This window comes from Phytoactinopolyspora halotolerans, from assembly GCF_010550675.1.
GTDB classification, from domain to species: domain Bacteria; phylum Actinomycetota; class Actinomycetes; order Jiangellales; family Jiangellaceae; genus Phytoactinopolyspora; species Phytoactinopolyspora halotolerans.
Genome location: NZ_JAAGOA010000001.1, coordinates 255,976 through 276,340, shown reverse-complemented (window position 1 = coordinate 276,340; position 20,365 = coordinate 255,976). Strand labels below are relative to the sequence as shown.

Annotated in this window: 24 protein-coding genes; 10 read left to right on the top strand and 14 right to left on the bottom strand. The window is 67.1% G+C overall.

Annotation, left to right across the window (positions count from 1 at the left end; all coding sequences use genetic code 11):
• Positions 1-52: 52 nt before the first annotated feature.
• Positions 53-1,717, top strand: a complete 1,665-nt coding sequence (locus G1H10_RS01260; protein ID WP_163731492.1) for an acetolactate synthase large subunit — start codon at positions 53-55, stop codon at positions 1,715-1,717.
• Positions 1,718-1,854: 137 nt separating this feature from the next.
• On the opposite strand, the gene G1H10_RS01255 is transcribed toward G1H10_RS01260, so the two are convergent.
• Both G1H10_RS01255 and G1H10_RS01250 read right to left on the bottom strand, forming a co-directional pair.
• Positions 1,855-2,976, bottom strand: coding sequence for an NYN domain-containing protein (locus tag G1H10_RS01255; RefSeq protein WP_163731489.1), 1,122 nt, complete (start codon positions 2,974-2,976; stop codon positions 1,855-1,857).
• A 120-nt stretch (positions 2,977-3,096) separates the two neighbouring features.
• Positions 3,097-3,462, bottom strand: a complete 366-nt coding sequence (locus G1H10_RS01250) for an MmcQ/YjbR family DNA-binding protein (RefSeq protein ID WP_163731487.1) — start codon at positions 3,460-3,462, stop codon at positions 3,097-3,099.
• 86 nt (positions 3,463-3,548) lie between these two features.
• On the opposite strand from G1H10_RS01250, the gene G1H10_RS01245 reads away from it, so the two are divergent.
• Positions 3,549-4,100, top strand: coding sequence for a GNAT family N-acetyltransferase (locus tag G1H10_RS01245; protein WP_163731483.1), 552 nt, complete (start codon positions 3,549-3,551; stop codon positions 4,098-4,100).
• A gap of 43 nt (positions 4,101-4,143) precedes the next feature.
• On the opposite strand, the gene G1H10_RS01240 is transcribed toward G1H10_RS01245, so the two are convergent.
• Together G1H10_RS01240 and G1H10_RS01235 are read right to left on the bottom strand one after the other, a co-directional pair.
• Positions 4,144-4,485 carry an MmcQ/YjbR family DNA-binding protein gene (locus G1H10_RS01240; protein ID WP_163731480.1) on the bottom strand — a complete coding sequence of 114 codons (342 nt, stop codon included), beginning with the start codon at positions 4,483-4,485 and terminating at the stop codon, positions 4,144-4,146.
• A 107-nt stretch (positions 4,486-4,592) separates the two neighbouring features.
• Positions 4,593-5,132: a GNAT family N-acetyltransferase gene (locus G1H10_RS01235; RefSeq protein ID WP_216852768.1), complete on the bottom strand. Its 540-nt coding sequence runs from the start codon at positions 5,130-5,132 to the stop codon at positions 4,593-4,595.
• Positions 5,133-5,321: 189 nt separating this feature from the next.
• Here G1H10_RS01235 and G1H10_RS01230 point away from each other — a divergent pair, with 189 nt between their 5' ends.
• Positions 5,322-7,007 (top strand): HsdM family class I SAM-dependent methyltransferase, encoded by a 1,686-nt coding sequence (locus G1H10_RS01230; RefSeq protein WP_163731473.1) that lies wholly within the window; start codon positions 5,322-5,324, stop codon positions 7,005-7,007.
• Entirely contained in the window at positions 7,007-7,918 is a 912-nt protein-coding gene (locus tag G1H10_RS01225) for a hypothetical protein (RefSeq protein ID WP_163731470.1), read from the top strand. Before G1H10_RS01230 ends, G1H10_RS01225 begins: the two co-directional genes overlap by 1 nt.
• On the opposite strand, the gene G1H10_RS01220 is transcribed toward G1H10_RS01225, so the two are convergent.
• Both G1H10_RS01220 and G1H10_RS01215 read right to left on the bottom strand, forming a co-directional pair.
• Positions 7,915-8,238, bottom strand: a complete 324-nt coding sequence (locus G1H10_RS01220; protein WP_163731467.1) for an AzlD domain-containing protein — start codon at positions 8,236-8,238, stop codon at positions 7,915-7,917. The two genes, G1H10_RS01225 and G1H10_RS01220, sit on opposite strands and share 4 nt — an antisense overlap.
• Positions 8,235-8,939: an AzlC family ABC transporter permease gene (locus tag G1H10_RS01215; protein ID WP_163731464.1), complete on the bottom strand. Its 705-nt coding sequence runs from the start codon at positions 8,937-8,939 to the stop codon at positions 8,235-8,237. The genes G1H10_RS01220 and G1H10_RS01215 overlap by 4 nt, the downstream gene beginning before the upstream one ends.
• Before the next feature lie 67 nt (positions 8,940-9,006).
• Between G1H10_RS01215 and G1H10_RS01210 the strand changes: the two genes are divergently transcribed.
• A complete protein-coding gene (locus G1H10_RS01210) occupies positions 9,007-9,576 on the top strand; it encodes a helix-turn-helix domain-containing protein (RefSeq protein WP_163731461.1) in 570 nt (189 codons plus the stop codon).
• 13 nt (positions 9,577-9,589) lie between these two features.
• Here G1H10_RS01210 and G1H10_RS01205 read toward each other — a convergent pair whose 3' ends face one another.
• The 5 genes from G1H10_RS01205 to G1H10_RS01185 form a co-directional block, all read right to left on the bottom strand.
• A complete protein-coding gene (locus G1H10_RS01205) occupies positions 9,590-10,849 on the bottom strand; it encodes an RNA polymerase sigma factor (protein WP_163732057.1) in 1,260 nt (419 codons plus the stop codon).
• A gap of 5 nt (positions 10,850-10,854) precedes the next feature.
• Complete coding sequence (locus G1H10_RS01200) at positions 10,855-11,265, bottom strand: YciI family protein (RefSeq protein ID WP_163731458.1); 411 nt, start codon at positions 11,263-11,265, stop codon at positions 10,855-10,857.
• A 215-nt stretch (positions 11,266-11,480) separates the two neighbouring features.
• Positions 11,481-12,128 carry an HAD family hydrolase gene (locus G1H10_RS01195; RefSeq protein ID WP_163731457.1) on the bottom strand — a complete coding sequence of 216 codons (648 nt, stop codon included), beginning with the start codon at positions 12,126-12,128 and terminating at the stop codon, positions 11,481-11,483.
• 84 nt (positions 12,129-12,212) lie between these two features.
• Positions 12,213-13,181 (bottom strand): S66 peptidase family protein, encoded by a 969-nt coding sequence (locus tag G1H10_RS01190; protein ID WP_163731454.1) that lies wholly within the window; start codon positions 13,179-13,181, stop codon positions 12,213-12,215.
• Positions 13,182-13,298: 117 nt separating this feature from the next.
• A complete protein-coding gene (locus tag G1H10_RS01185) occupies positions 13,299-14,411 on the bottom strand; it encodes a winged helix DNA-binding domain-containing protein (RefSeq protein WP_163731451.1) in 1,113 nt (370 codons plus the stop codon).
• Positions 14,412-14,524: 113 nt separating this feature from the next.
• On the opposite strand from G1H10_RS01185, the gene G1H10_RS01180 reads away from it, so the two are divergent.
• Positions 14,525-14,788 (top strand): GlsB/YeaQ/YmgE family stress response membrane protein, encoded by a 264-nt coding sequence (locus G1H10_RS01180; protein WP_163731448.1) that lies wholly within the window; start codon positions 14,525-14,527, stop codon positions 14,786-14,788.
• 32 nt (positions 14,789-14,820) lie between these two features.
• Here the strand turns inward: G1H10_RS01180 and G1H10_RS01175 are convergent, their stop codons facing one another.
• Positions 14,821-15,528, bottom strand: a complete 708-nt coding sequence (locus G1H10_RS01175) for a RibD family protein (RefSeq protein ID WP_216852765.1) — start codon at positions 15,526-15,528, stop codon at positions 14,821-14,823.
• A gap of 249 nt (positions 15,529-15,777) precedes the next feature.
• On the opposite strand from G1H10_RS01175, the gene rnhA reads away from it, so the two are divergent.
• Complete coding sequence (gene rnhA, locus G1H10_RS01170) at positions 15,778-16,248, top strand: ribonuclease HI (RefSeq protein WP_163731442.1); 471 nt, start codon at positions 15,778-15,780, stop codon at positions 16,246-16,248.
• Positions 16,249-16,401: 153 nt separating this feature from the next.
• Positions 16,402-16,854 (top strand): cupin domain-containing protein, encoded by a 453-nt coding sequence (locus G1H10_RS01165; RefSeq protein WP_163731439.1) that lies wholly within the window; start codon positions 16,402-16,404, stop codon positions 16,852-16,854.
• A gap of 52 nt (positions 16,855-16,906) precedes the next feature.
• Here G1H10_RS01165 and G1H10_RS01160 read toward each other — a convergent pair whose 3' ends face one another.
• Positions 16,907-17,377 (bottom strand): hemerythrin domain-containing protein, encoded by a 471-nt coding sequence (locus tag G1H10_RS01160; protein WP_163731437.1) that lies wholly within the window; start codon positions 17,375-17,377, stop codon positions 16,907-16,909.
• Between the two features lie 212 nt (positions 17,378-17,589).
• On the opposite strand from G1H10_RS01160, the gene G1H10_RS01155 reads away from it, so the two are divergent.
• Complete coding sequence (locus tag G1H10_RS01155) at positions 17,590-18,156, top strand: GNAT family N-acetyltransferase (RefSeq protein ID WP_163731434.1); 567 nt, start codon at positions 17,590-17,592, stop codon at positions 18,154-18,156.
• Positions 18,157-18,289: 133 nt separating this feature from the next.
• Here G1H10_RS01155 and G1H10_RS01150 read toward each other — a convergent pair whose 3' ends face one another.
• Positions 18,290-19,213 (bottom strand): helix-turn-helix transcriptional regulator, encoded by a 924-nt coding sequence (locus G1H10_RS01150; RefSeq protein ID WP_163731431.1) that lies wholly within the window; start codon positions 19,211-19,213, stop codon positions 18,290-18,292.
• Positions 19,214-19,360: 147 nt separating this feature from the next.
• Here G1H10_RS01150 and G1H10_RS01145 point away from each other — a divergent pair, with 147 nt between their 5' ends.
• On the top strand, positions 19,361-20,314 hold the full coding sequence (locus tag G1H10_RS01145; RefSeq protein ID WP_163731428.1) for an aldo/keto reductase: 954 nt from the start codon (positions 19,361-19,363) through the stop codon (positions 20,312-20,314).
• The last annotated feature ends 51 nt before the right edge of the window (positions 20,315-20,365 follow it).

Here is a 20,365-nt window from a genome sequence, read left to right as displayed (position 1 = left end):
TATAGGAGCGCCCGCCGGCTCAGCCCATCGGGTACGACACTGTGAGGCGATCATGACCCAACCCGTCGAATCGGCCGGCGCGGCCGAACTGCTCGTCCGGTGCCTGGAGAACGAAGGCGTCACCATTGTCTTCGGCATCCCCGGCGAGGAGAACATCTACCTCACGCAGGCGCTCGAGCGGTCCGGCATCCGGTACGTGCTCACCCGGCACGAGCAGGCGGCGTCGTTCATGGCCGAGATGTACGGGCGGGTGACCGGCTCCGCCGGGGTCGTCTCCGCGACGCTGGGGCCTGGCGCGATCAACCTCCAGCTAGGCGTCGCCGACGCGATGACGAACAGCACGCCGCTGGTCGCCATCTCCGCCCAGGTGGGGCGCGACCGCAACTACAAGGAGTCGCACCAGTTCGTCGACCTGGTCAGCATGTTCCAGCCGATCACCAAGTGGTCGGCCGCCGTCCCCAGTCCCGAGGCGATTCCCGAGATCGTCCGGAAGGCCTTCAAGACCGCCGAGACCGAACGGCCCGGCGCGGTGTACCTGGCGGTGCCCGAGGACGTCGACGACGCCGCGGCGAGCCCGGATCTCGCGCCGCTGCCGCGCAACGTCGTCCGGCCGGAGGCTCCGTCGTCGAACCAGGTCCAGCGGGCCGCCGAGGTGATCCGAGGCGCGCGGCAGCCGATCGTCCTGGCCGGACACGGCGCGGCGCGGGGTCACGCCGCCCACGCACTGGTCCGCTTCGCGGAGTCGCTTGGAGTTCCCGTCGCCACGACGTTCCACGGCAAGGGCGTCTTCCCGGACGACCACCCCAACTCGGTCGGAACCATCGGCTTCATGACTCGCGACTATGCGAACTTCGGCTTCGAGAAGGCCGACGTAATCATCTCCGTCGGCTACGAACTGCAGGAGTTCGACCCGGAACGTGTCAACCCGGACGGCGACAAGCAGATCATCCACGTGCACCGATTCCCCGCGGAGGTGGACGCGCACTACTCGGTGGACGTCGGGATCATCGCCGACATCAGCGCGTCGCTCGACGCGCTCCTCACCGAGCTGGGAGACCACGGCTGCCCGCCCGCGGAGCCGACCCCGTCCAACACGCTGCTGGCCGAGGAACTGGAGAGCGGGCGGCGCGACGACCGGTACCCGTTGACACCGCAACGCATCGTCGCCGATACGCGAGCGGCACTGGGACGTGAGGACATCGCTCTGGTGGACACCGGTGCGGTGAAGATGTGGATGGCACGGCTCTACCCGACCTACGCACCGAACACCTGCCTGATCTCCAACGGCCTATCCACGATGGGGTTCGCCCTTCCAGGCGCGCTGGCGGTTGCGCTCGCCCGTCCCGAGGCCAAGGTGCTCGCCGTCGTCGGCGACGGTGCGTGGCTGATGCATTCCCAGGAGATCGAGACCGCGGTCCGGGAGGGTATCCCGCTTACGGTGCTGATCTGGGAGGACAACGGCTACGGCCTCATTGAGTGGAAAATGCAGATGGAAATGGGCGAACACAGCAACACGGCGTTCACCAACCCTGACGTCGTGCGTTATGCGGAGAGCTTCGGTGCCAAGGGTTACCAGATCAGCACCGCCGACGAGCTGCTGCCGACGCTGCGTGCCGCGCTGGATGACGACGGCGTCTCGATCATCAACTGCCCCGTCGACTACCGGGAGAACCTCCAGCTCATCCAGCGCCTCGGCCAACTCGACGCCGCCCTATAACCCACCCGCCCTAAATGATCATGTGAAGTGGGCTTTCTCGTGCCTCAACAGGTCTGCAGGCATGGTAGTGCACGAGAAAACCCACTTCACATGATCATTTAGGTGGGGCGCTGGGAGGCGACGGGTCCGAATACCGGTCAGCGGTCCGGCCGGACCGTGAGTACGTAGTCGTCGAGCTTGGGATCCCAGGTCAGTTGGACCGCGCCGCTGGTCTCCGCCGCCTTGCAGAACTGAAGGAAGCTGCGATAGCCGAGCTTCTTCTCGCTGAACGCCGGCCGGACCTTGCGCAGCAGGTTCTTCAGGCCGGACAGCGCAGCCGAGCCGTCGCCGTGATCTGACAGGACAGCGCGCAACAGCTTGAACGCATCCTCGCGATCGCCGTGCTCCGGAAGCGACACCTCCGGATCCCCCTTCGCCGGCCCTTCGGCCAGCTCCACGACGTTCCGCTCCGCCAGATGACGGAGCAACTCCCCGAAGGCGCGGAACCCGTAGTCGAGTTCGTTGAATGTGGGGTCCTTGCGCAGCAGCGTGCGTTTCAGGGTCGAGGCGTTCACCTGGCCGCTCGTGCTCTGTTGCAGCCCGGCCACCGTCTGGGCGACGACGACGGCAAGAGAGTCGACGTCTCCGGCTTCGGTCGCCCCGGCTTCGGCTTCCGCTTCCGCCTCTGCTTCGGCCGCTGCCTTCGCTTCCGCCTCCGTGTCGGCCTCCGTGGCCGCGGGTTCCGGGGCGGGACGGGCCGCTGCCTGCGGAGCGCGGCGCCGCTCGGTGCTCTTCGCCGGGATCTCGATGCCCTCCAGCCGGTCGTAATACAGGAACTCGTCACATGCGGGCGGCAACAGCCTCGCCGTCGACTGCTCCACACCGACCCCGATGACGCGCTTGTTGAGTTCCCGGAGCTTGTGCACCAGCGGCGTGAAGTCGCTGTCACCGGTACAGATGACGAACGTGGAGATGTAGTCGCGTTCGAAGGCCATCTCCACAGCGTCGATGGCCATCTTGATGTCCGCGGCGTTCTTCCGTGACCCGCCCATGCGCTGCGGCATCTCGATCAGTTCCACGTGCGCTCGGGTCAGCATCCGGCGGTCCTCATCGAAGAAGGACCAGTCCGCGTAGGCCCGGCGGAACACCAGCCGGCCTCGCTCGGCGAGCGCGTCGGCGATCGGCCGGAACTCGAACTGCATGCCACCGAGATGTTCGCGGGCGCCAAGGGCCAGGTTCTCGTAGTCGAGAAACACGGCCAGGCGGTCTTCTTGATCCACACCATCAGCCTACGCGCCGCTCTGCAGGCTTGGCTGTCCAGCCGCGCGCATCACCCCTCCTGCGGGGCGTCGATGAACAGTCCAGTTCCGCGACGGATCTCCAGAAGCTTGCCGTGACCGTCAGCCGGCAGTGTCGAGTCTCGCGGCCAGCGTCTTCGGCGCGACGGCGCGGTAGGCATCGTTCACCAACTCCGCGATCTCCTGCCAGTCCACCTCGACATCCAGATACACGCCGAGCCAACCTCGATGACCTACATACGGTGGCCGGAAGAACCGTGCGGCATCCGAGCTGACCAACTCCTCCTGCGCGCCCTGGGGTGCGGCGCACCAGAAGGCGAGCCGGTCGTCGTGGTGGTGATCGGCGTACATGACGAACAGCTTCTTGTCCCGCACGAACCACGCCGGTTCACCGTGGCTCATCCGTTCGTTGGTTTCGGGCAATGCCAGGCAGAGTCGCCGCAGCCGTCCCAATGGGCCGTCGTTCATGCCTTTATTGTGCCCGGTCGGCGCCCGCTAATCGGCTTCGGACGAATTCACTCGCCACGTCCGGCCCGACGTGTTACTCATGTCTGGTGATCAACACCGAGGCCATCGTCGCCAAACCCACGCTCACCGGTGAGCGCGTCGAACTGGTCCCTCTTGGGCCACGCCATGCCGACGCGACCTACCAGTCACTCCAGGACGCAGAGGTCCTCCGGCTCACCGGCACCCACGCTGTTTTCACCCGCGCCCAAATCGAACGCTGGTGTGCGACGCGTGCCGAACAGACGGATCGCATAGATCTGGTGGTCGAAGACCGCCAGACCGGCGAGTACCTGGGTGAGCTCAGCCTGAACGAGATCGACGGCGACAACGAGTCGGCCGGTTTCCGGATCGCGTTGAACTCGGAGCACCTCGGCCGGGGACTCGGCCCGGAAGCCACCCGGCTCATTCTGAAGTACGCATTCGACGCCATAGGCCTGCACCGGGTGAGGCTCGAGGTCTTCTCGTTCAACGAGCGTGCCATCCGGTCCTACGAGAAGTGCGGTTTCGTTCGGGAGGGCCGGATGCGTGACGCGCTGCTGTGGGACGGCGAGCGGTACGACACGCTCATCATGGGTATGCTGCGCGACGAGCTTCGCTGACCGAGCACCGCGGTGACCATGGAGCCTGTCCGTATCTCCGCAGCTAACTGCTGTCTCGCGTCTTGCCGAGCCGGGCCGGCGCCTTGATCCGCCACGACTCCTCGATCAGCTCTGACAACTGGTCGAGGTCGATGCGGTCGAGGTCGACGAGGATGGCTCCGTATCCGTCGTAATGCGGCGTCGTATAGAACGCCGGATTCCCGGATGCCAGCAAGGCTTCCTTCTCCGCCAGATCACACATCAACACTAGGCCACCTTCGGCCTCCGTCCGCAGCCGCACGAAGCCTCTTCCGGCTACCTTGAGCGACGGCGTCCGGTACCACGTGGACTCCTCTACGCCGGGCAGCGCCGACGCAATCGACACGACGTCCTCCCAGGTCGGCATCGTGCTCTCCTCTCACCTCATGGCCAATTCAGCATGACTGCCGCTGCGGCCACCGTCTTGGAGAAATCACGCACGACGCGGTCAGGAAGCCGGATAGGAAGCGTCGATCACCACACGTCGCCCGACCGCCAATCACAGACGATCGCCTCATCGAGGCCGAGTTCCGGGCTGGTGGGTGTCTTGAAGACCATCACACCGCCGTCATCGTCGCGCGTACGCCGGATGCCGTCGGGGGTCAGCGCCCACGTGGGTCCCTGCCAGGTCAGCCAGCCGCGCCGCTGGTAGAAACCGTCGATCCCGGTCCCGTCCGACAGTGCGCCCAGATCGTAGGCGCTCGCCGTGATCTGTTCCGCCGCCTTCATCATCGCGGCCGCGTATCCACGTCGGCGCCGGTCCTTGCGCACAGCCAGACCTTCGACGTAGCCGGTCCGGATCGGCATCTCACGATGGACCAGCCGCCGTTGCACGACGGCCACATGCGCGACGACGTCGTGGCCGTCCCAGCCGATGACGTGAACACCGCCTAGGGTGTGGTCCCAGTCCTCCGCCGAGAAGTCACCCTTGAAGGCACCGTTGAGCAGTCGGCGGATCGCTTCACGTTCACCGGATTCCAGGTCTGCGGTGTGTGACTGTGTGACATCGAGCACGCCGCCCAGGTTGGCATATCCACCGCCCCGATGTGTACGACGGCGACGGCCGGCTGTGCCGCACGTGCCGTCGGCTGTGCCGCACATGCTGTCGGTGCCGCATGCGATGCTGGGCGACGCTTGGACCGGATGGCCGCCGCAGCGGCACACCGAGAGTCCTGCACCCGAGTCCCGAGCAGGTACGAGAGGATGGCCCACGTGAGCACCCCGAGCGTGCGCGGCGACGACACCGCGGAGCAGCGCAAGGCTCGTGGCGCATTCTTCACCCCGTCGGCCCTGTGCGACTACGTGGTCGACTGGGCGATCCGGTCCGCGGACGACCTCGTCTTGGAGCCCTCCTGCGGCGAGGCCGCCTTTCTGGTATCGGCGGCGCAGCGACTGGCGCGTCTACAGGCGGCGTCCGCGTCACCTGCCGCGGGTGAACTCCACGGCGTGGAGCTGCACGAAGACAGCGCCACGCACGCACTCGGCGTGCTCCGCGCGGCAGGGCACGACGCGCGGGTCCGGGTCGATGACTTCTTCACCGTCGAGCCGCATCCCGTCTATGACGCGGTGGTCGGCAACCCGCCGTACGTCCGCTACCAAGGCTTCAGCGGCGACAACCGCACCAGGGCGCGGGCCGCGGCCATGCGTGCCGGGGTGTCACTGACCGGACTGGCGTCGTCCTGGGCGGCGTTCGTGGTCCACTCTGCGCTGTTTCTGCGGCCAGGAGGCCGGCTGGGACTGGTGCTTCCGGCGGAGCTGCTGACGGTCAACTACGCCGCAGAGGTCCGCCGATTCCTGATGGAACGCTTCCGTGTGGTGCGTCTGGTCCTGTTCACCGAGCGGGTCTTTCCAGGCGTGCTGGAGGAGGTCGTCCTGCTGCTGGCCGACGGGTTCGATGAAGGTCCCACCGACCACTGCGAGCTCTACCAGGCCAGGAACGTCGCGGATCTACCGCAGGCGGTGGGGAGGCTGTGGCGGCCGGTGGCGCCGGAGAGCAAGTGGACGGCGTCTTTGCTGTCGACCGACGCGCTCGCGACGGTGGAGCGCCTGACCGAGCATGGGCAGTTCGGTGCTCTGCTCGAGTGGGGCGAGACGACGCTCGGCATGGTGACCGGCAACAACCGCTATTTCACCATGTCGCCGGCCGACGCCGAACGGCACGGCATCGGCGAGGCGGAGCTCCTGCGGATCTCGCCACCGGGCTCCCGGCACCTTCGCAAGCTCACGTTCTCCCGGGCGGCGTGGCAGCGCCTCGGCGCGGCAGACAGCGGGACGTACCTGTTCCGCCCGCCCGGAGCGCCGACGCCGGAGGCGAAACAGTACATCGCATCCGGTGAGGCGGTCGATGTCCACCACGCGTACAAATGCCGGGTGCGCAATCCCTGGTGGCGGGTGCCGCTGGTGCCGCCGGCGGACCTGTTCCTGACGTACATGAACGCCGACACGCCCCGGCTGTCGACCAACCGCGCGCGCGTCCACCATCTGAACTCGGTACACGGCGTCTACCTGCGGCCGGAGCTGAGGACGGCGGGTATGGACCTGCTGCCGATCGGTTCGCTGAACTCGATGACACTGCTGAGCGCCGAGACGGTCGGACGGGCCTACGGTGGCGGCATGCTGAAGATCGAGCCCAAGGAGGCCGACCTGCTGCCCGTGCCATCCAGCGAGCTGCTGCTCAGCGCGCGGTCCGAGTTGATGCGCGCCAAGCCGCACCTCAGTCGCGCTCTGGCGAACGGCCGTGTGACCGATGCCGCGGAGATCGTCGACGAGGTGCTACTCGTGCGACGTCTCGGGCTGAAGGCGACCGAGGTCGCGGCGTTGCGAGAGGCCCACGCGGAGTTGAACGCCCGCCGCGTCGCCCGCGGCGCTGACCCCCGAAGGGTGCGTTGATGGTCAGCAAGGACGACGTCTTCGACTCGTTCGAGGCCGTCATCAGCGAGCGCGGGGCCACGAACCCGTGGGAGGAGAGCGCGTCGGGGCACCGGGTCTACCACCCGGACTATGAACTGCTCGCCGCATTGCTCGCCATCCCGTTGCGGGAGGGCCGCGGATCCGAATCCGGCCGGCTGGCGAAGGGGATCGACGCGTGGGTCGCGCATGAGCTTCGGCGAGCAGGTTTCCCGGCAGACGAGGTCTGGCCCCGGCTGACCAAGCCACGCGTCCTACCGCGGGAGGTGGGGATCTTCCTCGACCGGCTGCCCAAGTCGCTGCGGAACGACGTGCATGCACATCTGCTGAAGAACAAGACCGTGGCACCGTCCGAGGCGCGCGTGCTCGGTCGTGCCTACGTGAAACAGGTGGACGTGCTGGTGTCGCAGTGGGCGCGCGGGCCGGAGCTGCTCGTCTCCACCAAGTCGATGGTCTCGTCGTTCCGGAACAACCTGCCGAACCGGTTTGAGGAGTCCTACGGCGACGCGAAGAATCTCCGCGGCCGGTATCCGCTGGTCTCGATGGGGTTCCTCTTTGTCATGCGATCCACCATCCTGGACGATCCCGGCGCCTTCGAGAAGGCCGTCGACATGCTCCGCAAGCTGCAAGGCGAGGCGGACGCGTACGACGCGACCTGTGTCGTCCTGGCCGAGTGGAGCGACGACGCGTTCGACGGGGTGAGGATCCGCACGGATCAGGTACCCGACGATCTCTCCGCCGACCGTTTCCTGCGCACGCTGATCGAGGCGGTGCTGACCCGGACACCGGTGGAGATGCACGTGGAAGTCCGGGAACGGCGCGAACACCGCGAACTCCCGCTGGAGGAGCCGGACACCGGCGCGCTGATCAAGCTCGATGAACTCGGCGGTTAGGGCACTCCGAGCATCCGGAGCACAGCGGCGGTACCGGCCGCGGCGACCACCACGACGACGAACGGCACCTTGCGCCACGCCAGGACGCCGCCGACCGCGACCCCGGCCGGGCGGGCGAAACCGACGAACTCTTGGTCCTCGACGAGAGCACTGGTGCCGACCAGAGCGGCCAGCAGCACGACGGCGGCGACGGCGAGCAGCTGCTCGACACGTGGCGAGAGCTCGACGCGCTCGCGCAGGATCGGCCCGGCGAACCGGAAGGCGAACGTCCCCGCCGCCAGCACCACGGTGGCGACGATCAACGCCGCGGCGCCGGTCACGGTGCACGCTCCGGTAGACGAGAACCCGCCTGATCCCGGCCCAGGAGCATCACCAGCACTCCGATCAGCGCCATCAGCACGGGCAGCCCGGCGGGCAGGAACGGGGTGCTGAGCAGTGCGATCGCAGTGCCGATGAGCGCGGCACGGCGCGTCGCGGCATCCCGCAGCGACGGCAGGATCAGGGCCAGCAAGACCGCCGGGAACGCGGCGTCGAGCCCCAACGCATCGGTGTCGTTGACCGCCGTACCGGCGAACGCGCCTGCCACCACGCCGATGTTCCAGCACACGAACAGGCCGACGCCGCACGCCCAGTACGCGGAACGTCGTCGTTCGGTACCTTCCTGCGCCAGGGCGAAGGCGACGGATTCGTCGATCATCAGATGACTTCCGACGAGACGACGTGCCCGGCTGCCGCCCAGGACATCGCCGATCGCGAAACCGAACGGCAGGTGCCGCGCGTTGAGCAGCAGACCGGCGACGACGGCGGCGACCGGGTTTCCTCCCGAGGCGACGATTCCGACGAACATGAATTGCGCGGCACCGGCAAAGACCAGCACCGAGAGCAACATCGGCAGCCACAGCGGCAGGCCAGCGCTGACCGTGATGGCTCCGAACGACGCACCGACCACCGCGCCGGCGGCGCATACCAACGCGATATCACGGGCCAGCGCCCGGTCCAGTGTTCGCCATATCGAACGCATAGGATTCCATAGTGGACGCCGCACAGGCGTTCGTCAAGATGAACGATCGTACCGATGGAGCGAACGCATGGCCGACGATGTCAGCCGGAGCAAGGCGCCGCTCGAGGTCATCGCCGCCTCCTTGCAGCGCGAGCGCCGGCGCGCCGGGCTCTCGTTAGCCGAGGTGGCACGCCGCGCCGGTGTGGCGAAGTCGACGCTGTCACAACTGGAGTCCGGCACCGGCAACCCCAGTGTCGAGACACTGTGGGCGTTGGGTGTCGCGCTCGATGTGCCGTTCTCCCAGCTCGTCGAGCCACAACGACCCAGGGTGCAGGTGATACGCGCCGGTGAGGGGCCCGCCGTCGCCTCCGAACGCGCTGACTATGTCGCCACCATCCTCGCGTCCTGCCCGCCGCACGCCCGGCGCGACATCTATCGCATCTCCGCGCAGCCAGGCACCCCACGGGAGTCGGATCCGCACATGCCCGGGGTCGTCGAACACGTCGTCCTGGGCGCCGGCCGAGCGCTCGTCGGTGTCGCCGAGGAGCCCGTGGAACTCAATCCAGGCGACTACCTCGCCTATCCCGGCGACGTCGCGCATGTCTTCCAGGCACTCGAACCGGACACCGCCGCCGTGCTCGTCTCGGAGCACGTCTGAGAGGGCGGCCGGACTAAGCGCCCTGATCGGCGGCGCCGAGACGAGCAGCCTTGAGCGTCAGATAGTGCTGCTCGGGGATGCTGGCGGTCATCTTCGCCGCTTTCTGGTATGCCTCGCGGGCAGCGCGCTCGTCCCCGGCCAGCTCGAGCAAGTGGCCACGGACGGCTTCCAACCGGTGGGTCTGGACCATCCGTTCGTCATCGTCGAGAGTGCCGAGTAGCGCGAGGCCGGCACGCGGGCCATGAACCATCGCGACGGCCGCCGCCCGATTGAGGGTGACCATGGGCCCCGGCGATACCTGCTCCAGTACCTCGTACAGCGCGACGATCTGCGGCCAATCCGTGTCGTCCGTGCTCGGTGCCTCATCGTGCACCGCGGCGATGGCCGCCTGTACCTGGTACAGACCCGTCGGCGCCGTGCCCAGCGTCCGGGTCAGCAAGGTGATGCCCTCCTCGATCTGCGCGTGGTCCCACAGCTCTCGGCGCTGCTCGGACAGCGGCACGAGCCAACCCTCGTCGTCCGTGCGCGCCGCTCTGCGTGCGTCGGTCAGCAGCATGAGTGCCAGCAGGCCTGCCACCTCGGCCTCCTCCGGCGCACGTGAATGGAGCATCCTCGCCAGGCGGATCGCCTCGGCGGTGAGGTCGGCCCGGCTCAGCGACGTGCCGGCCGAGGCCGTGTAGCCCTCGTTGAAGATCAGGTACAGAACGTGCAGCACCGAGTCGAGCCGCTTGGCGTGATCATCCCCGGCCGGCATCTGGAACGGGATATCCGAGGCCTTGATGCGTTGCTTCGCGCGGCTGACCCGCTGTGCCATCGTGCCTTCCGGAATCATGAACGCCCGGGCGATCTCCGCCGTGGTCAGACCACCGACCGCACGCAAGGTCAACGGGATCGCCGACCCCGGCGTCAGTACCGGGTGGCAGCACAGGAACAGCAGCGTCAGCGTGTCGTCGTGGTCGGCCGAGACGTCACCGTCGGCGGCCTGCGCCACCCGGGCGTCGCTGGGCTGCTGCGCGGCGGCCAGCTCTTCTCGCCGGCGACGCGCCTCCTCGCTGCGGTACTGATCGATCATGCGCCTCGACGCGACCCGGATCAGCCAGCCGCGAGGGTCCTGAGGCACGCCGTCATCGGCCCACTGCGTCACGGCCGCCAGCAATGCTTCCTGGACGGCGTCCTCAGCGGAGTCGAAGTCGCCGTAACGGCGCACCACCGCGCCGAGCACCTGCGGCGTCAGCTCACGCAGCAGGTTCTCGACGTCGGCGCGGGCCGGCACTGACCTCACACGTCCACGTCCGGGGCGGACATCACCTGGCGGACCTCGATCGGGAGGTTGAGCGGCTCACCGCCACGTCCGGGCGCGGCCGACATCTTCGCGGCGATGTCGATCGCGCGCTGCTCCGACTCCACGTCCACGATGCGATACCCGGCCAGGAGCTCCTTGGACTCCGGAAACGGACCGTCCGTGACGACCGGCGCACCGTGCCCGGCGAACCGGACGATCTTGGCCTGTTCCGGGCTGGCTAGCCCTTGGGCGTCGGCGAGCTCACCGGAATCGACGAGCTCCTGATTCATATCACGCTGGAACTGGTGGTGCGCCTTGATGTCTTCCGGCGGCCACGTGCTGATCTCACCGTGCTTCTCGTCCACATCCGCTGGCACACCGTAGGTCATCAGCAGCATGTACTTCATGTTCCGGCTCCTCTCGGTACCGCGCCCTCGTCAGCGCTCTTGTGGTTACATCGGAGCACGCGGCGCATTCTCGACATCCCTTGTCCCGAACGCTAGACGAGCCGGCCCGATCCCGGAATGCTACCGCCGGTCGGCGACCATGACTCCTACCTCGTTGGCTGGCGTAACGCTTGGAACGCTCGTGACGACGACATGCGTTACCTGAGACAACGACGTCAGCCGTCGGCGAGCACTGATCGGATGGCGTCCGCGCAGCTGTCCGCGGAGCGGGTGGGCCGGTATGGCAGATCGGGCCACGGCCGACCGTGGTGCAGCCATACGCTGGAGATGCCCGCATTGTGGGCGCCGGCGATGTCCGCCTCCGGGTTGTCGCCGATCATCCACGCGTCGGCGAGCGGTCTTCCGGCGCGTTTCGCCGCGAGCTCGAAGATGAGTGGGTCCGGCTTCCAGACGTCCACCGCTGCGGATACGATCCACCCGTCGACCAATTGGTCGATACCGCTGCTCCGGATCTTGCGTTCTTGGCTCGCGACGCCTCCGTTGGTGACGACGACGGTCGACCAGCCGGCCGCACGGACGGCCTCGAGCGCCTGCCGATCCGCAGGGGTCAACTCGATCCCGTCGAGCACACCGGCCCGGATGTCCTCGGCGATGTCCTCGATCGGTCGACCGAGACCGTAGCGCTCTTGCAGAGTCCGCGCGAACTCGACCGCCAGGCCACGTGCGCCCGCGTCGATGTCGAGCAAGTAGTCGACGTCCGATATCGGAGCGCCGACGTCGCCGATGAACCCTTCCAGCCACGCACGCACGGCAGCCGTCCGGTCGATCAAGGTGTCGTCGAGATCCACGAGGAGCAGACTCACGGGCACGACCATATACGGTGCACCATAGGAGTGCATCGCCCCATTCGGCCTAACTGCACTGTTCGCGTCGCGCACCATCGGCCGTCAACGAAACACCGGCCGCACGGTCAGGGTCCCGGCGCCGGCGTCGATCGTCGCTATCTCGCCCAGCGGCACGGACCACGCTTTGTCACCATGTCCGAGAGGCAGCCCGCCCAGCACGGGGACACCGAGGTGCGACAGGCGTTCGTTCAACACGTCGACGACCGTCCATCCGCCGAGCGTCTCATCCTCGTGCGTAGCCTCGAAGCCGGTGAAATGCCCCACGGCGACGCCACGTACGCCGTCCAGCGCACCCGACTTCAACAGCTGGGTCAGCTCCCGGTCGATCTCGCCCAGGCCGGTGCCCATGAGATCTTCGACGAGCCAGATCGCCCCGTCGAGCGACGGAAGCTCGCATCCCAGCGACGTCCGTACAGTGCCGAGGTTGCCACCCAGCAGGAAACCGGTGGCTGTGCCGGCCGTCGTGGTTGCCGCCGACAAAGCATCGGGATCAGCACAGATCACGATCGGATCAGTTGTCATGAGCGCGTGACGGGTACGCTCCGCGCCGGCATAGCCGTGCACACCTCCGAGACGGCAGAATTTCCACAGCGCCATGTGCATGATGGTGATGTCGCTGAACCCGATCAGAGGCTTCGGGTCGCGTCGCACCGCCGCGAAGTCCATCTGGTGGGAGATCCGGTAGGCGCCCTTGCCGCCACGCGTCGCGAAGACGGCTCGAACGCCGGGGTCGCGGAAGGCATCATCGAGATCGGCCAGCCGCTGCTCGTCCGTGCCGGCCAAGTAGCCGACCTGATCGAAGGCGTGATCACCGATCTCCGGCCGCAGCCCCCAGCCGGTCAGCAGCTCGACCATCTGGTCGACATGCTCCCGGGACGGCGGACTCGCGGGAGAGACGAACCGGACTCGATCCCCCGCCTCGAGACGCGGCCAGGTGAGTACGTCGTCCGACGCTGGCGGAAGCCTGGTGGTGGATTGGCGAAACTCTGTGAGACCGTCCGCGGCGACCATAAGGCGTGAGTCTGCCACCGGGCACCCGAAAGCCCGGGCGCACACGCCCAGCCGCGCGGCCCGTCTCGTCCGTGGGGCGGCAATTGCAGGCCTCGTGCCATCGACGCAGTCGAGAAGCTACCGGTCCGGGGAAGCCGGTGGAAGGATGACGATGTCGTGCCGATCAGCGGGAGCCGCGAACTCGAGAAGTCCAGCGCCCTCGGCGGCGACGGCTTCCTGCTCGGCGGCGGCGAGCGACCGGTACGGCTGGATGGTCAACGTCGTGTTTCCATCCGCCGTGGTGAAACTCCATTCGGCATCGACGAACCCGTCGATGAGGAGCTTGCGGACCGTGCGCGCAGTCGTGATCGATCCGACCCGCCGCACGCGGGGACTGACGATTCGGGCCCGGTCATTGTGGGAGAGGAACACGTTGTCGAACTCCGGCAGAAACCGCGGCGGTGCCTCCACATCGGAGTCGGCATGCGGCGCGTCGGGCACATCGAACAGCTCGCGCCCGTTCTCGTCGCGAAAGGTCCGCAAACGCGGCCGCAGCCGTTCCGTGATCTCCTTGATTCCGGTCAGACCTGACCAGGTCCGGATATCGGCGGTGCCGGCCGGGCCGAAGGCGGCTAGGTAGCGCAGGACGATCTCGTCCGGAGCGGGGTCACTCTCCAACGGGGTTCCCAACCAGACCTCGGCCAGGGTGAGCACGGCCTTGCCGGTCTGGCCCCACAGCCCGCGTGGCGGGAGCTGGACCAGCGGCAGCGGGATGGTCGCCGCGTAGCCAAGAGCCTGCCGGTCTCGCTCCGGCCAGCGCTCCGACAGGTGCGGGATGAGTTCACCCATGGATCGGGGTTCTTCCTCCAGAAGCTTCCGCCCCATCTCGGCGATCTCGTCGAGGTTCAGCCCGTCCAGCTGACGACCGAAGGTGCCACGCAACGCACGTTCCGCAACGGGTCTCGTCAGGGGCAACAGCACACGAGCGTCCCGGGCGGTCACCAGATGGACGGTCCGGCGCATCGGCCAACATCGAACTGTCCGCCGGTCGACGAGTAGCCGGTCGAGGTGATCGTGCGCGAACCCGGTCAACCGAGACCACAGCGCATAGTGCGGGTCCAGCGGATTCTGCGCCTGCAAGCCGACGAGGTGCTCGATGGCGTCTTCGGCCGCACGAGTCTCCCGCGCCAGCAGCAGCTGCCGTTTCAGCAGCGTCCGATTCAGGCCCCGGGTGGTCAACTGAGCCGTCATGGGTAAGGACAGTACAGCGACACGGTGTCAACGACTCGCCGAAGACGGAGGTCGTGTGACGCCGCAGCCGCCATACTGACGGCAGGAGCGGAGCGGATGATGGGAGTAGAGACGTGATCGGATTCCTCGTGGCCGGGTTGATCATCGGAGCGCTCGCCCGGCTCATCAAGCGTGGCAAACAAGACCTCGGCATCCTCGCGACGTTGCTGCTCGGCCTGGTCGGTTCGGTCATCGGCGGCACGGTCGCCAACTTGCTCGGCACAGGCGACATCTTCGAGCTGAATTTCCTCGGCTTCGTCGTGGCTGTCATCGCCGCGGTACTGCTGATCGGCGTGGCCGAAGGTATGTCCAACCGACAAGGCAGTAAGACCGACTGAGCGCCCGCCGGAGACCACGGCACGGTGGTGATTCACGGGCCCGATGAGCCGTCGTGGACGACGTCGTACCGCAACCAGAGAGTACCGTCGGTCTCCACCTGAGCGGTCAGCAGTCGCAACCGAGTGGGCGACTCGCCGTGGGCGAGCTCCGGGCCGTCGAACACCGTCGGTGTTCCTCGCCCGCCAATGGCCGCAGGGCACACAGAAAGGTGAATCTCATCGATGAGTCCGGCTCGGAGCAACGCACCGTTGAGCCCGCCTCCGGCCGTGGACATCACGCAGGTGACACCCAACCGATCCCGCATCCGGCGGAGCGCCGCAGCCAGATCGACCCGTGTCTCACCCGCGACCAGGTAGGAGATGCGTTCCCGGCGAAGGTAGGAAAGGTACTCCGGCGGTGTGGCACGAGCCACGAGCACCAGAGCGTCGTACTCTCCGTTACTCTTCGTATGCCAATGCACTCGCCCGCGGCTGTCGACCACTGTGAACCACATCTCGTGCCCTGGCCGACCGACGACCTCTTCGGGCAGGAAGTCGGTGAAAAGCTCGGCTGCCGGCTCGTCGATCTCCATCGATAGCCCGGTCAGTGGACCAGCCGAATCGTGAACGAGCGAACCGCTCCCCTCGAGCACAGCCTGCGGTCGGTAGAGATCGGCGATCAGCGATGAACGCACGTCCCCGAGCGCGTGGGAGCCAGCGGGCCATAAGGATGCCCAGATCCGCCCGGTGTCCTGGTCCATGAGTAAACGATCGCGGCTGAGTGTGACGCGCGCGTCCACCGACATCCCCACCGAGACCACGACCCGCGGTCTGCCCTGATCAGTGGTTTCAGTCGCCGTGGCCATCTCGAATCCGCCCCTCCAAGGGTGCAGCGCCGTCTACCGTCATGCCTATCAGCGGGTACCGACAGAGTGCGTGGTTGCGCCGCCGAGGAAAGAAGCGTCGACCTCCGGGGGAGAGCGCGCAGCGCTTCTCGATACGTTAGGCGTGTGCCAGGTAAGGCTGACCGCAACGTCGTGGAGATCTATACGGACGGAGCGTGCCGTGGAAACCCCGGCCCTGGAGGCTGGGGTGCGGTCCTGCAGTACGGCAAGCACCGCAAGGAACTCTTCGGCGGCGAACCAGGCGACACCACCAACAACCGCATGGAACTCATGGCGGCGATTCAAGCATTGATGGCGCTCACGCGACCGGCCGTCGTGCGCATCCATACCGACAGCTCATACCTCCGCAACGGCATCACAAGATGGCTGGCCGGGTGGCAACGCAACGGCTGGATGACTGCCGAGAAGAAACCCGTGAGGAACGCCGACCTGTGGCGGCAGCTCGAGGGTGCCGCCAGCAGACATCAAGTCGAGTGGCTCTGGGTCAAAGGCCATGCCGGGAACCCTGGCAACGAGAGGGCCGACGAGTTGGCCAACCGCGGTATCGACAATGCGCTCGGCCGTCAAGGCCGCTGAACCGCCAGGCGCTGGTCGGGGGACCGCTCCCCAGGACTGAACTGGCTGCGGTCTCAGCCCCAGGCGTGGGTTGCGGCGATAATGGGCCGAGACGATCTATTCACGAGAGGCGCGCCGACAATGATCAGGTACCGCATCTCTGAGCACCAGACGTTGACGGTCCGCCAGTCCACTGCCGACACGGGCGGCACGATGCTGGAGGTGGAGTCAACCTGGGTGAGCGCTGCGAAAATGCCACCCACACACCTGCACCCTGCGCAGGACGAGCACTTCGAAGTCGTCGAGGGTGCACTGAGGGTGCTCATTGGCGGCGCGGAACGGCTGATGCGGGCGGGCGACGTTTTCGACATCCCGCGCGGCGTCGAGCACGCGATGGCCGCGGCCGAAGGTCGTACCCGCGCCATCTGGCAGACGGCGCCCGCCCTGCGCACCGAGCAGCTCTTCGCCGGGTTGGCGGACGCCCACAGGCGCGGCGGTTCGCTGCTCGACCTCGCTCCCGTCGTGCGTGCGCACTCTGCAGAGATGCGCCTGACGAAACCGCCACCCATCGTGCAAGGTCCGCTGTTCGCCGTCCTCGGTGTGGCAGCAAAGATCCTCCGCCGCTGACCGAGCGGGAGACACGCGCAGGGCGCCGTGTCCTTGTCGCGTGCCGGGGCGATCACAAAGGTCCCAGCACGAAGTCGGGATCCGCGTCCAGCGCCAAGGTCTCGAGCACCGAGAGGAGTCGGCGTTCTTCGTACCTGAAGTGCGACTCCATGATCGCAGCCACCCCTTCCAGATGCCGGTCCAATTCCGTGGGCGAGGCGGCACGGGCCACGGCGGCCTCCAGCTCGACCAGCAGATGCGCAATCATCGAGTGGTCCTGCTGCAGATTGTGTAGCGTTTCGCGGAGCTCGGGGTGCTGTTCGGCGATCGCGGGGAACAGGGCACGGTCTTCGCCCTCGTGGTGGGCGGTCAGGGCGGTGCAGAACCCGCGACAGAACAGCAGCAGGTCTCGTGTCGACGGCTCCGCCGGCGCGCCTGCGGACACGGCTTGCCGGGTCACTCTCAATGCTTCACGCAGCCTGTCGTGGACAGTGCGCAGCTCTCGGCTCCAGGCAACCAACCTGGTCTTCTCGCCCTCACCCACGGGTGAAAGGCGAAGGGACGACGATCACGATCGTCATGCTCCCTTCAGTCCGGCGCCTCCATGCCTGACACGGTCTGCCACCGACACGCGACGCTACGGCTCAGATTACCGGGAGCTTCCCCGGCTTCCCGCTCCAGATCGACAATGCACAAGCTTCCGCGTCCGAGTAGCGTGCTGAAGACCACCACACGCATCGGTATAGCGTATGGATCATGAACCCGCTTCGGTTCCGATCGGCCAGGGCGGATGACGCCGAACAGATCGCGCTACTCCACGCCGACAGCTGGCGCCGGCACTATCGGGGCGCCTACGCCGATTCGTACCTCGACGGCGACGTCGGTGACGACCTTCGCGCCAGATGGTCGACAAGACTCGCCGCGTCGACCGACACCGACACCGACACCATTCTCGCCGAGCGCGACGGTCAACTGGTCGGCTTCGTGCACGTCGCATTCGACGACGACCCGAAGTGGGGAAGCCTTGTCGACAACCTGCACGTTCTCCACAGTCAGCACCGGACCGGCATCGGTACCCAGCTGCTGGCCCGCGCCGCGCAAGCTGTCCTTGACCGGGCGACCGGAAACGCGATGTACCTGTGGGTCTTGCAGCAGAACACCGCCGCGCAGCAGTTCTACCACGTGTACGGAGCCACGTACGTGGAGTCGGCGCCGGTGCCGCCGCCCGGCGGAGACCCGGCCCGGCTCAACGGCACTCCTCACGGCCTACGCATGGCCTGGCCCGACGCCACGCGGCTGAGTCAGTCCGTCGACAACCAATGACCAACGAAGTCCATCCCGCCAAGGTCACCACTCGGCGCCGGCGCCAGAGATACGGCGCTTTACCAGCACGTGTTTCGGCTCCGCAGGGGGTTGTGGTCACATCCGGCCTCTCGGCCGGGCGAACCGCCACGGATCAGAGCGGCCCGGGCTGAGGAGAGCGGCGGGCGGGCTGCGCCGCCCGAGACTGCGTGGCTGCCGAGATGGCGAGAAGTTTGAGCCGGTCTTCAGACGCGCTGCCGGGCTCGGCGGTGTAGATGATCAGGTCGTGCACGGCTCGGCCGGACAGGGGCAGGTCAAGGGACTGGAAAGTCAGTTCCAGGTGGCCGACGTCGGGGTGCTGAAGCCGCTTGATGCCGTCGAGGCGCATCCGTACGTCCTGCGCGGCCCATTGGCTGCGGAACACGGGGCTGAGCGTAGACAGCTCGCCGACGAGTTCGCGCAGCGCCCGGTCACGGGGTTCGCGCCCGGCCTCGGCGCGCAGTAGGGCGGCGGTAGCGTTGCCGGCGGCTTCCCAGTCAACGAAGAAGTTCTCTGCGCCGGGGTCGAGGAAGATGTAGCGGGCGATGTTGGGGCGGCCACGCTTGTCGACGGTGGCGCTGTCGAACATCGGCGCATACAGGGCTCGGTCCAGGGCGTTGCTGGCGACGACGTCCATGCGGCCGTTGCGGACGAACGCTGCGGACGTCGTGATCGAGTCGAGCAGCCACTGGACCCGAGGCGGGACCTCGACATCCCTGCGGCGCGACGACGGCATGCGACTTTTCGGCCGCGATGACCTGGCAAGGTCGAACAGGTAGGTGCGTTCGTCGTCGTCCAATTGCAGGGCGCGAGCGACCGCATCAAGAACGTCTTCGGACACGCCGCCGATGTGCCCCTTCTCCAGCCGCGTATACCACTCCGTGCTCACCCCGGCAAGGACGGCGACCTCCTCACGCCGCAAGCCTGCGACCCGGCGACGGGCGCTGGTCGGCAGTCCGGCCTGCGCCGGGGTGATTTTGGCGCGTCGGCTGGCAAGGAAGTCCCGGATCTCACCGCGGTTTCCGGGCTGCTGATCCATGTCGTCAACGGTAGTCGCTGATCACGACGCGAGGGGGGTTGAGGTTATGCCCCCGACAAACGGGACCTTCTCCGGTGGCGGTGATCGCGGTCTGCTGGGGATCGAACGCTCCGACACGATCCCACGAACGAGCAATGGAGGTCAGACATGACGAGCAAGGCACTGACTGTGCCGGCGGTGGCGCTGGGCACGTGGGCCTGGGGAGACAGCGGCGAGGCAGGCGACGGCTACTTCGGCAGTCAGCTGAGCGAGTCCGGTCTGCGAGAGGTCGTCGAGAAGGCTCTGTCCAACGGGTTCACCCTGTGGGACACCGCCGTGGTGTACGGCATGGGCCGCGCAGAGACGGTCCTCGCCCAGGCGCTGACGGGCCATGACCGTAGCGAGTACCAGTTGTCGACGAAGTTCACCCCGCAGATAGCGGGCGACGGCGACGATCCGGTCGCGGACATGCTGGAGCAGAGCCTCGACCGAATGGGCACGGACTACGTGGACCTCTACTGGATCCATAATCCTGCCGACGTGAAACGATGGACACCACGTCTGATCCCGCTGCTCAAGAGCGGCAAGATCAAGCATGTCGGCGTCTCGAACCACAACATGGAGGAGATCGCTCTTGCCGATCGGATCCTCGGCGAGGCCGGCTTCCGCGTGGAGGCGGTCCAGAACCACTACAGCCTCCTATACCGCAGCTCGGAGCACGCGGGCATCCTCGACCACTGCCGCGAGCACGACGTGCGGTTCTTCTCCTACATGGTCCTCGAACAAGGAGCGCTGACCGGCAGATACAGTCCTGCCAACCCGTTGCCGGAGGGAAGCAGCCGGGCCGCCGTGTACAACGGCATCCTGCCCCAGCTACAGGCGCTGACGGACAGGATGAGCGCGATCGGCGAGGACCGAGGCGCGTCCGCGGCCGATGTCGCCACCGCCTGGGCCATCGCCAAGGGGACCATCCCGATCATCGGGGTCACGAAAGCGGGCTACATCGACGGGTTGGTCACGGCTCGCGGGATAGCGCTCGCCGAAGAGGAGATCGCGGAGCTGGAGGCGCTGGCGGATGCCGCGGACGTCGACACGCGCGGCTTCTGGGAGCACGAGATGTAGCAGTCGTCGGGACCGAAGCAGGGACCGCTCCGGCAAAGAGGGGACGGGACG

Bases quoted from the DNA above. Each gene is read 5' to 3' on its own strand.
- G1H10_RS01260 (WP_163731492.1), top strand. From the start codon at position 53: ATGACCCAACCCGTCGAATCGGCCGGCGCGGCCGAACTGCTCGTCCGG.
- G1H10_RS01250 (WP_163731487.1), bottom strand. From the start codon at position 3,462: ATGAACGACGGCCCATTGGGACGGCTGCGGCGACTCTGCCTGGCATTG.
- G1H10_RS01240 (WP_163731480.1), bottom strand. From the start codon at position 4,485: ATGCCGACCTGGGAGGACGTCGTGTCGATTGCGTCGGCGCTGCCCGGC.
- G1H10_RS01230 (WP_163731473.1), top strand. From the start codon at position 5,322: ATGGCCCACGTGAGCACCCCGAGCGTGCGCGGCGACGACACCGCGGAG.
- G1H10_RS01225 (WP_163731470.1), top strand. From the start codon at position 7,007: ATGGTCAGCAAGGACGACGTCTTCGACTCGTTCGAGGCCGTCATCAGC.
- G1H10_RS01215 (WP_163731464.1), bottom strand. From the start codon at position 8,939: ATGCGTTCGATATGGCGAACACTGGACCGGGCGCTGGCCCGTGATATC.
- G1H10_RS01210 (WP_163731461.1), top strand. From the start codon at position 9,007: ATGGCCGACGATGTCAGCCGGAGCAAGGCGCCGCTCGAGGTCATCGCC.
- G1H10_RS01200 (WP_163731458.1), bottom strand. From the start codon at position 11,265: ATGAAGTACATGCTGCTGATGACCTACGGTGTGCCAGCGGATGTGGAC.
- G1H10_RS01190 (WP_163731454.1), bottom strand. From the start codon at position 13,181: ATGGTCGCCGCGGACGGTCTCACAGAGTTTCGCCAATCCACCACCAGG.
- G1H10_RS01185 (WP_163731451.1), bottom strand. From the start codon at position 14,411: ATGACGGCTCAGTTGACCACCCGGGGCCTGAATCGGACGCTGCTGAAA.
- G1H10_RS01175 (WP_216852765.1), bottom strand. From the start codon at position 15,528: ATGGACCAGGACACCGGGCGGATCTGGGCATCCTTATGGCCCGCTGGC.
- G1H10_RS01155 (WP_163731434.1), top strand. From the start codon at position 17,590: ATGAACCCGCTTCGGTTCCGATCGGCCAGGGCGGATGACGCCGAACAG.
- G1H10_RS01150 (WP_163731431.1), bottom strand. From the start codon at position 19,213: ATGGATCAGCAGCCCGGAAACCGCGGTGAGATCCGGGACTTCCTTGCC.
- G1H10_RS01145 (WP_163731428.1), top strand. From the start codon at position 19,361: ATGACGAGCAAGGCACTGACTGTGCCGGCGGTGGCGCTGGGCACGTGG.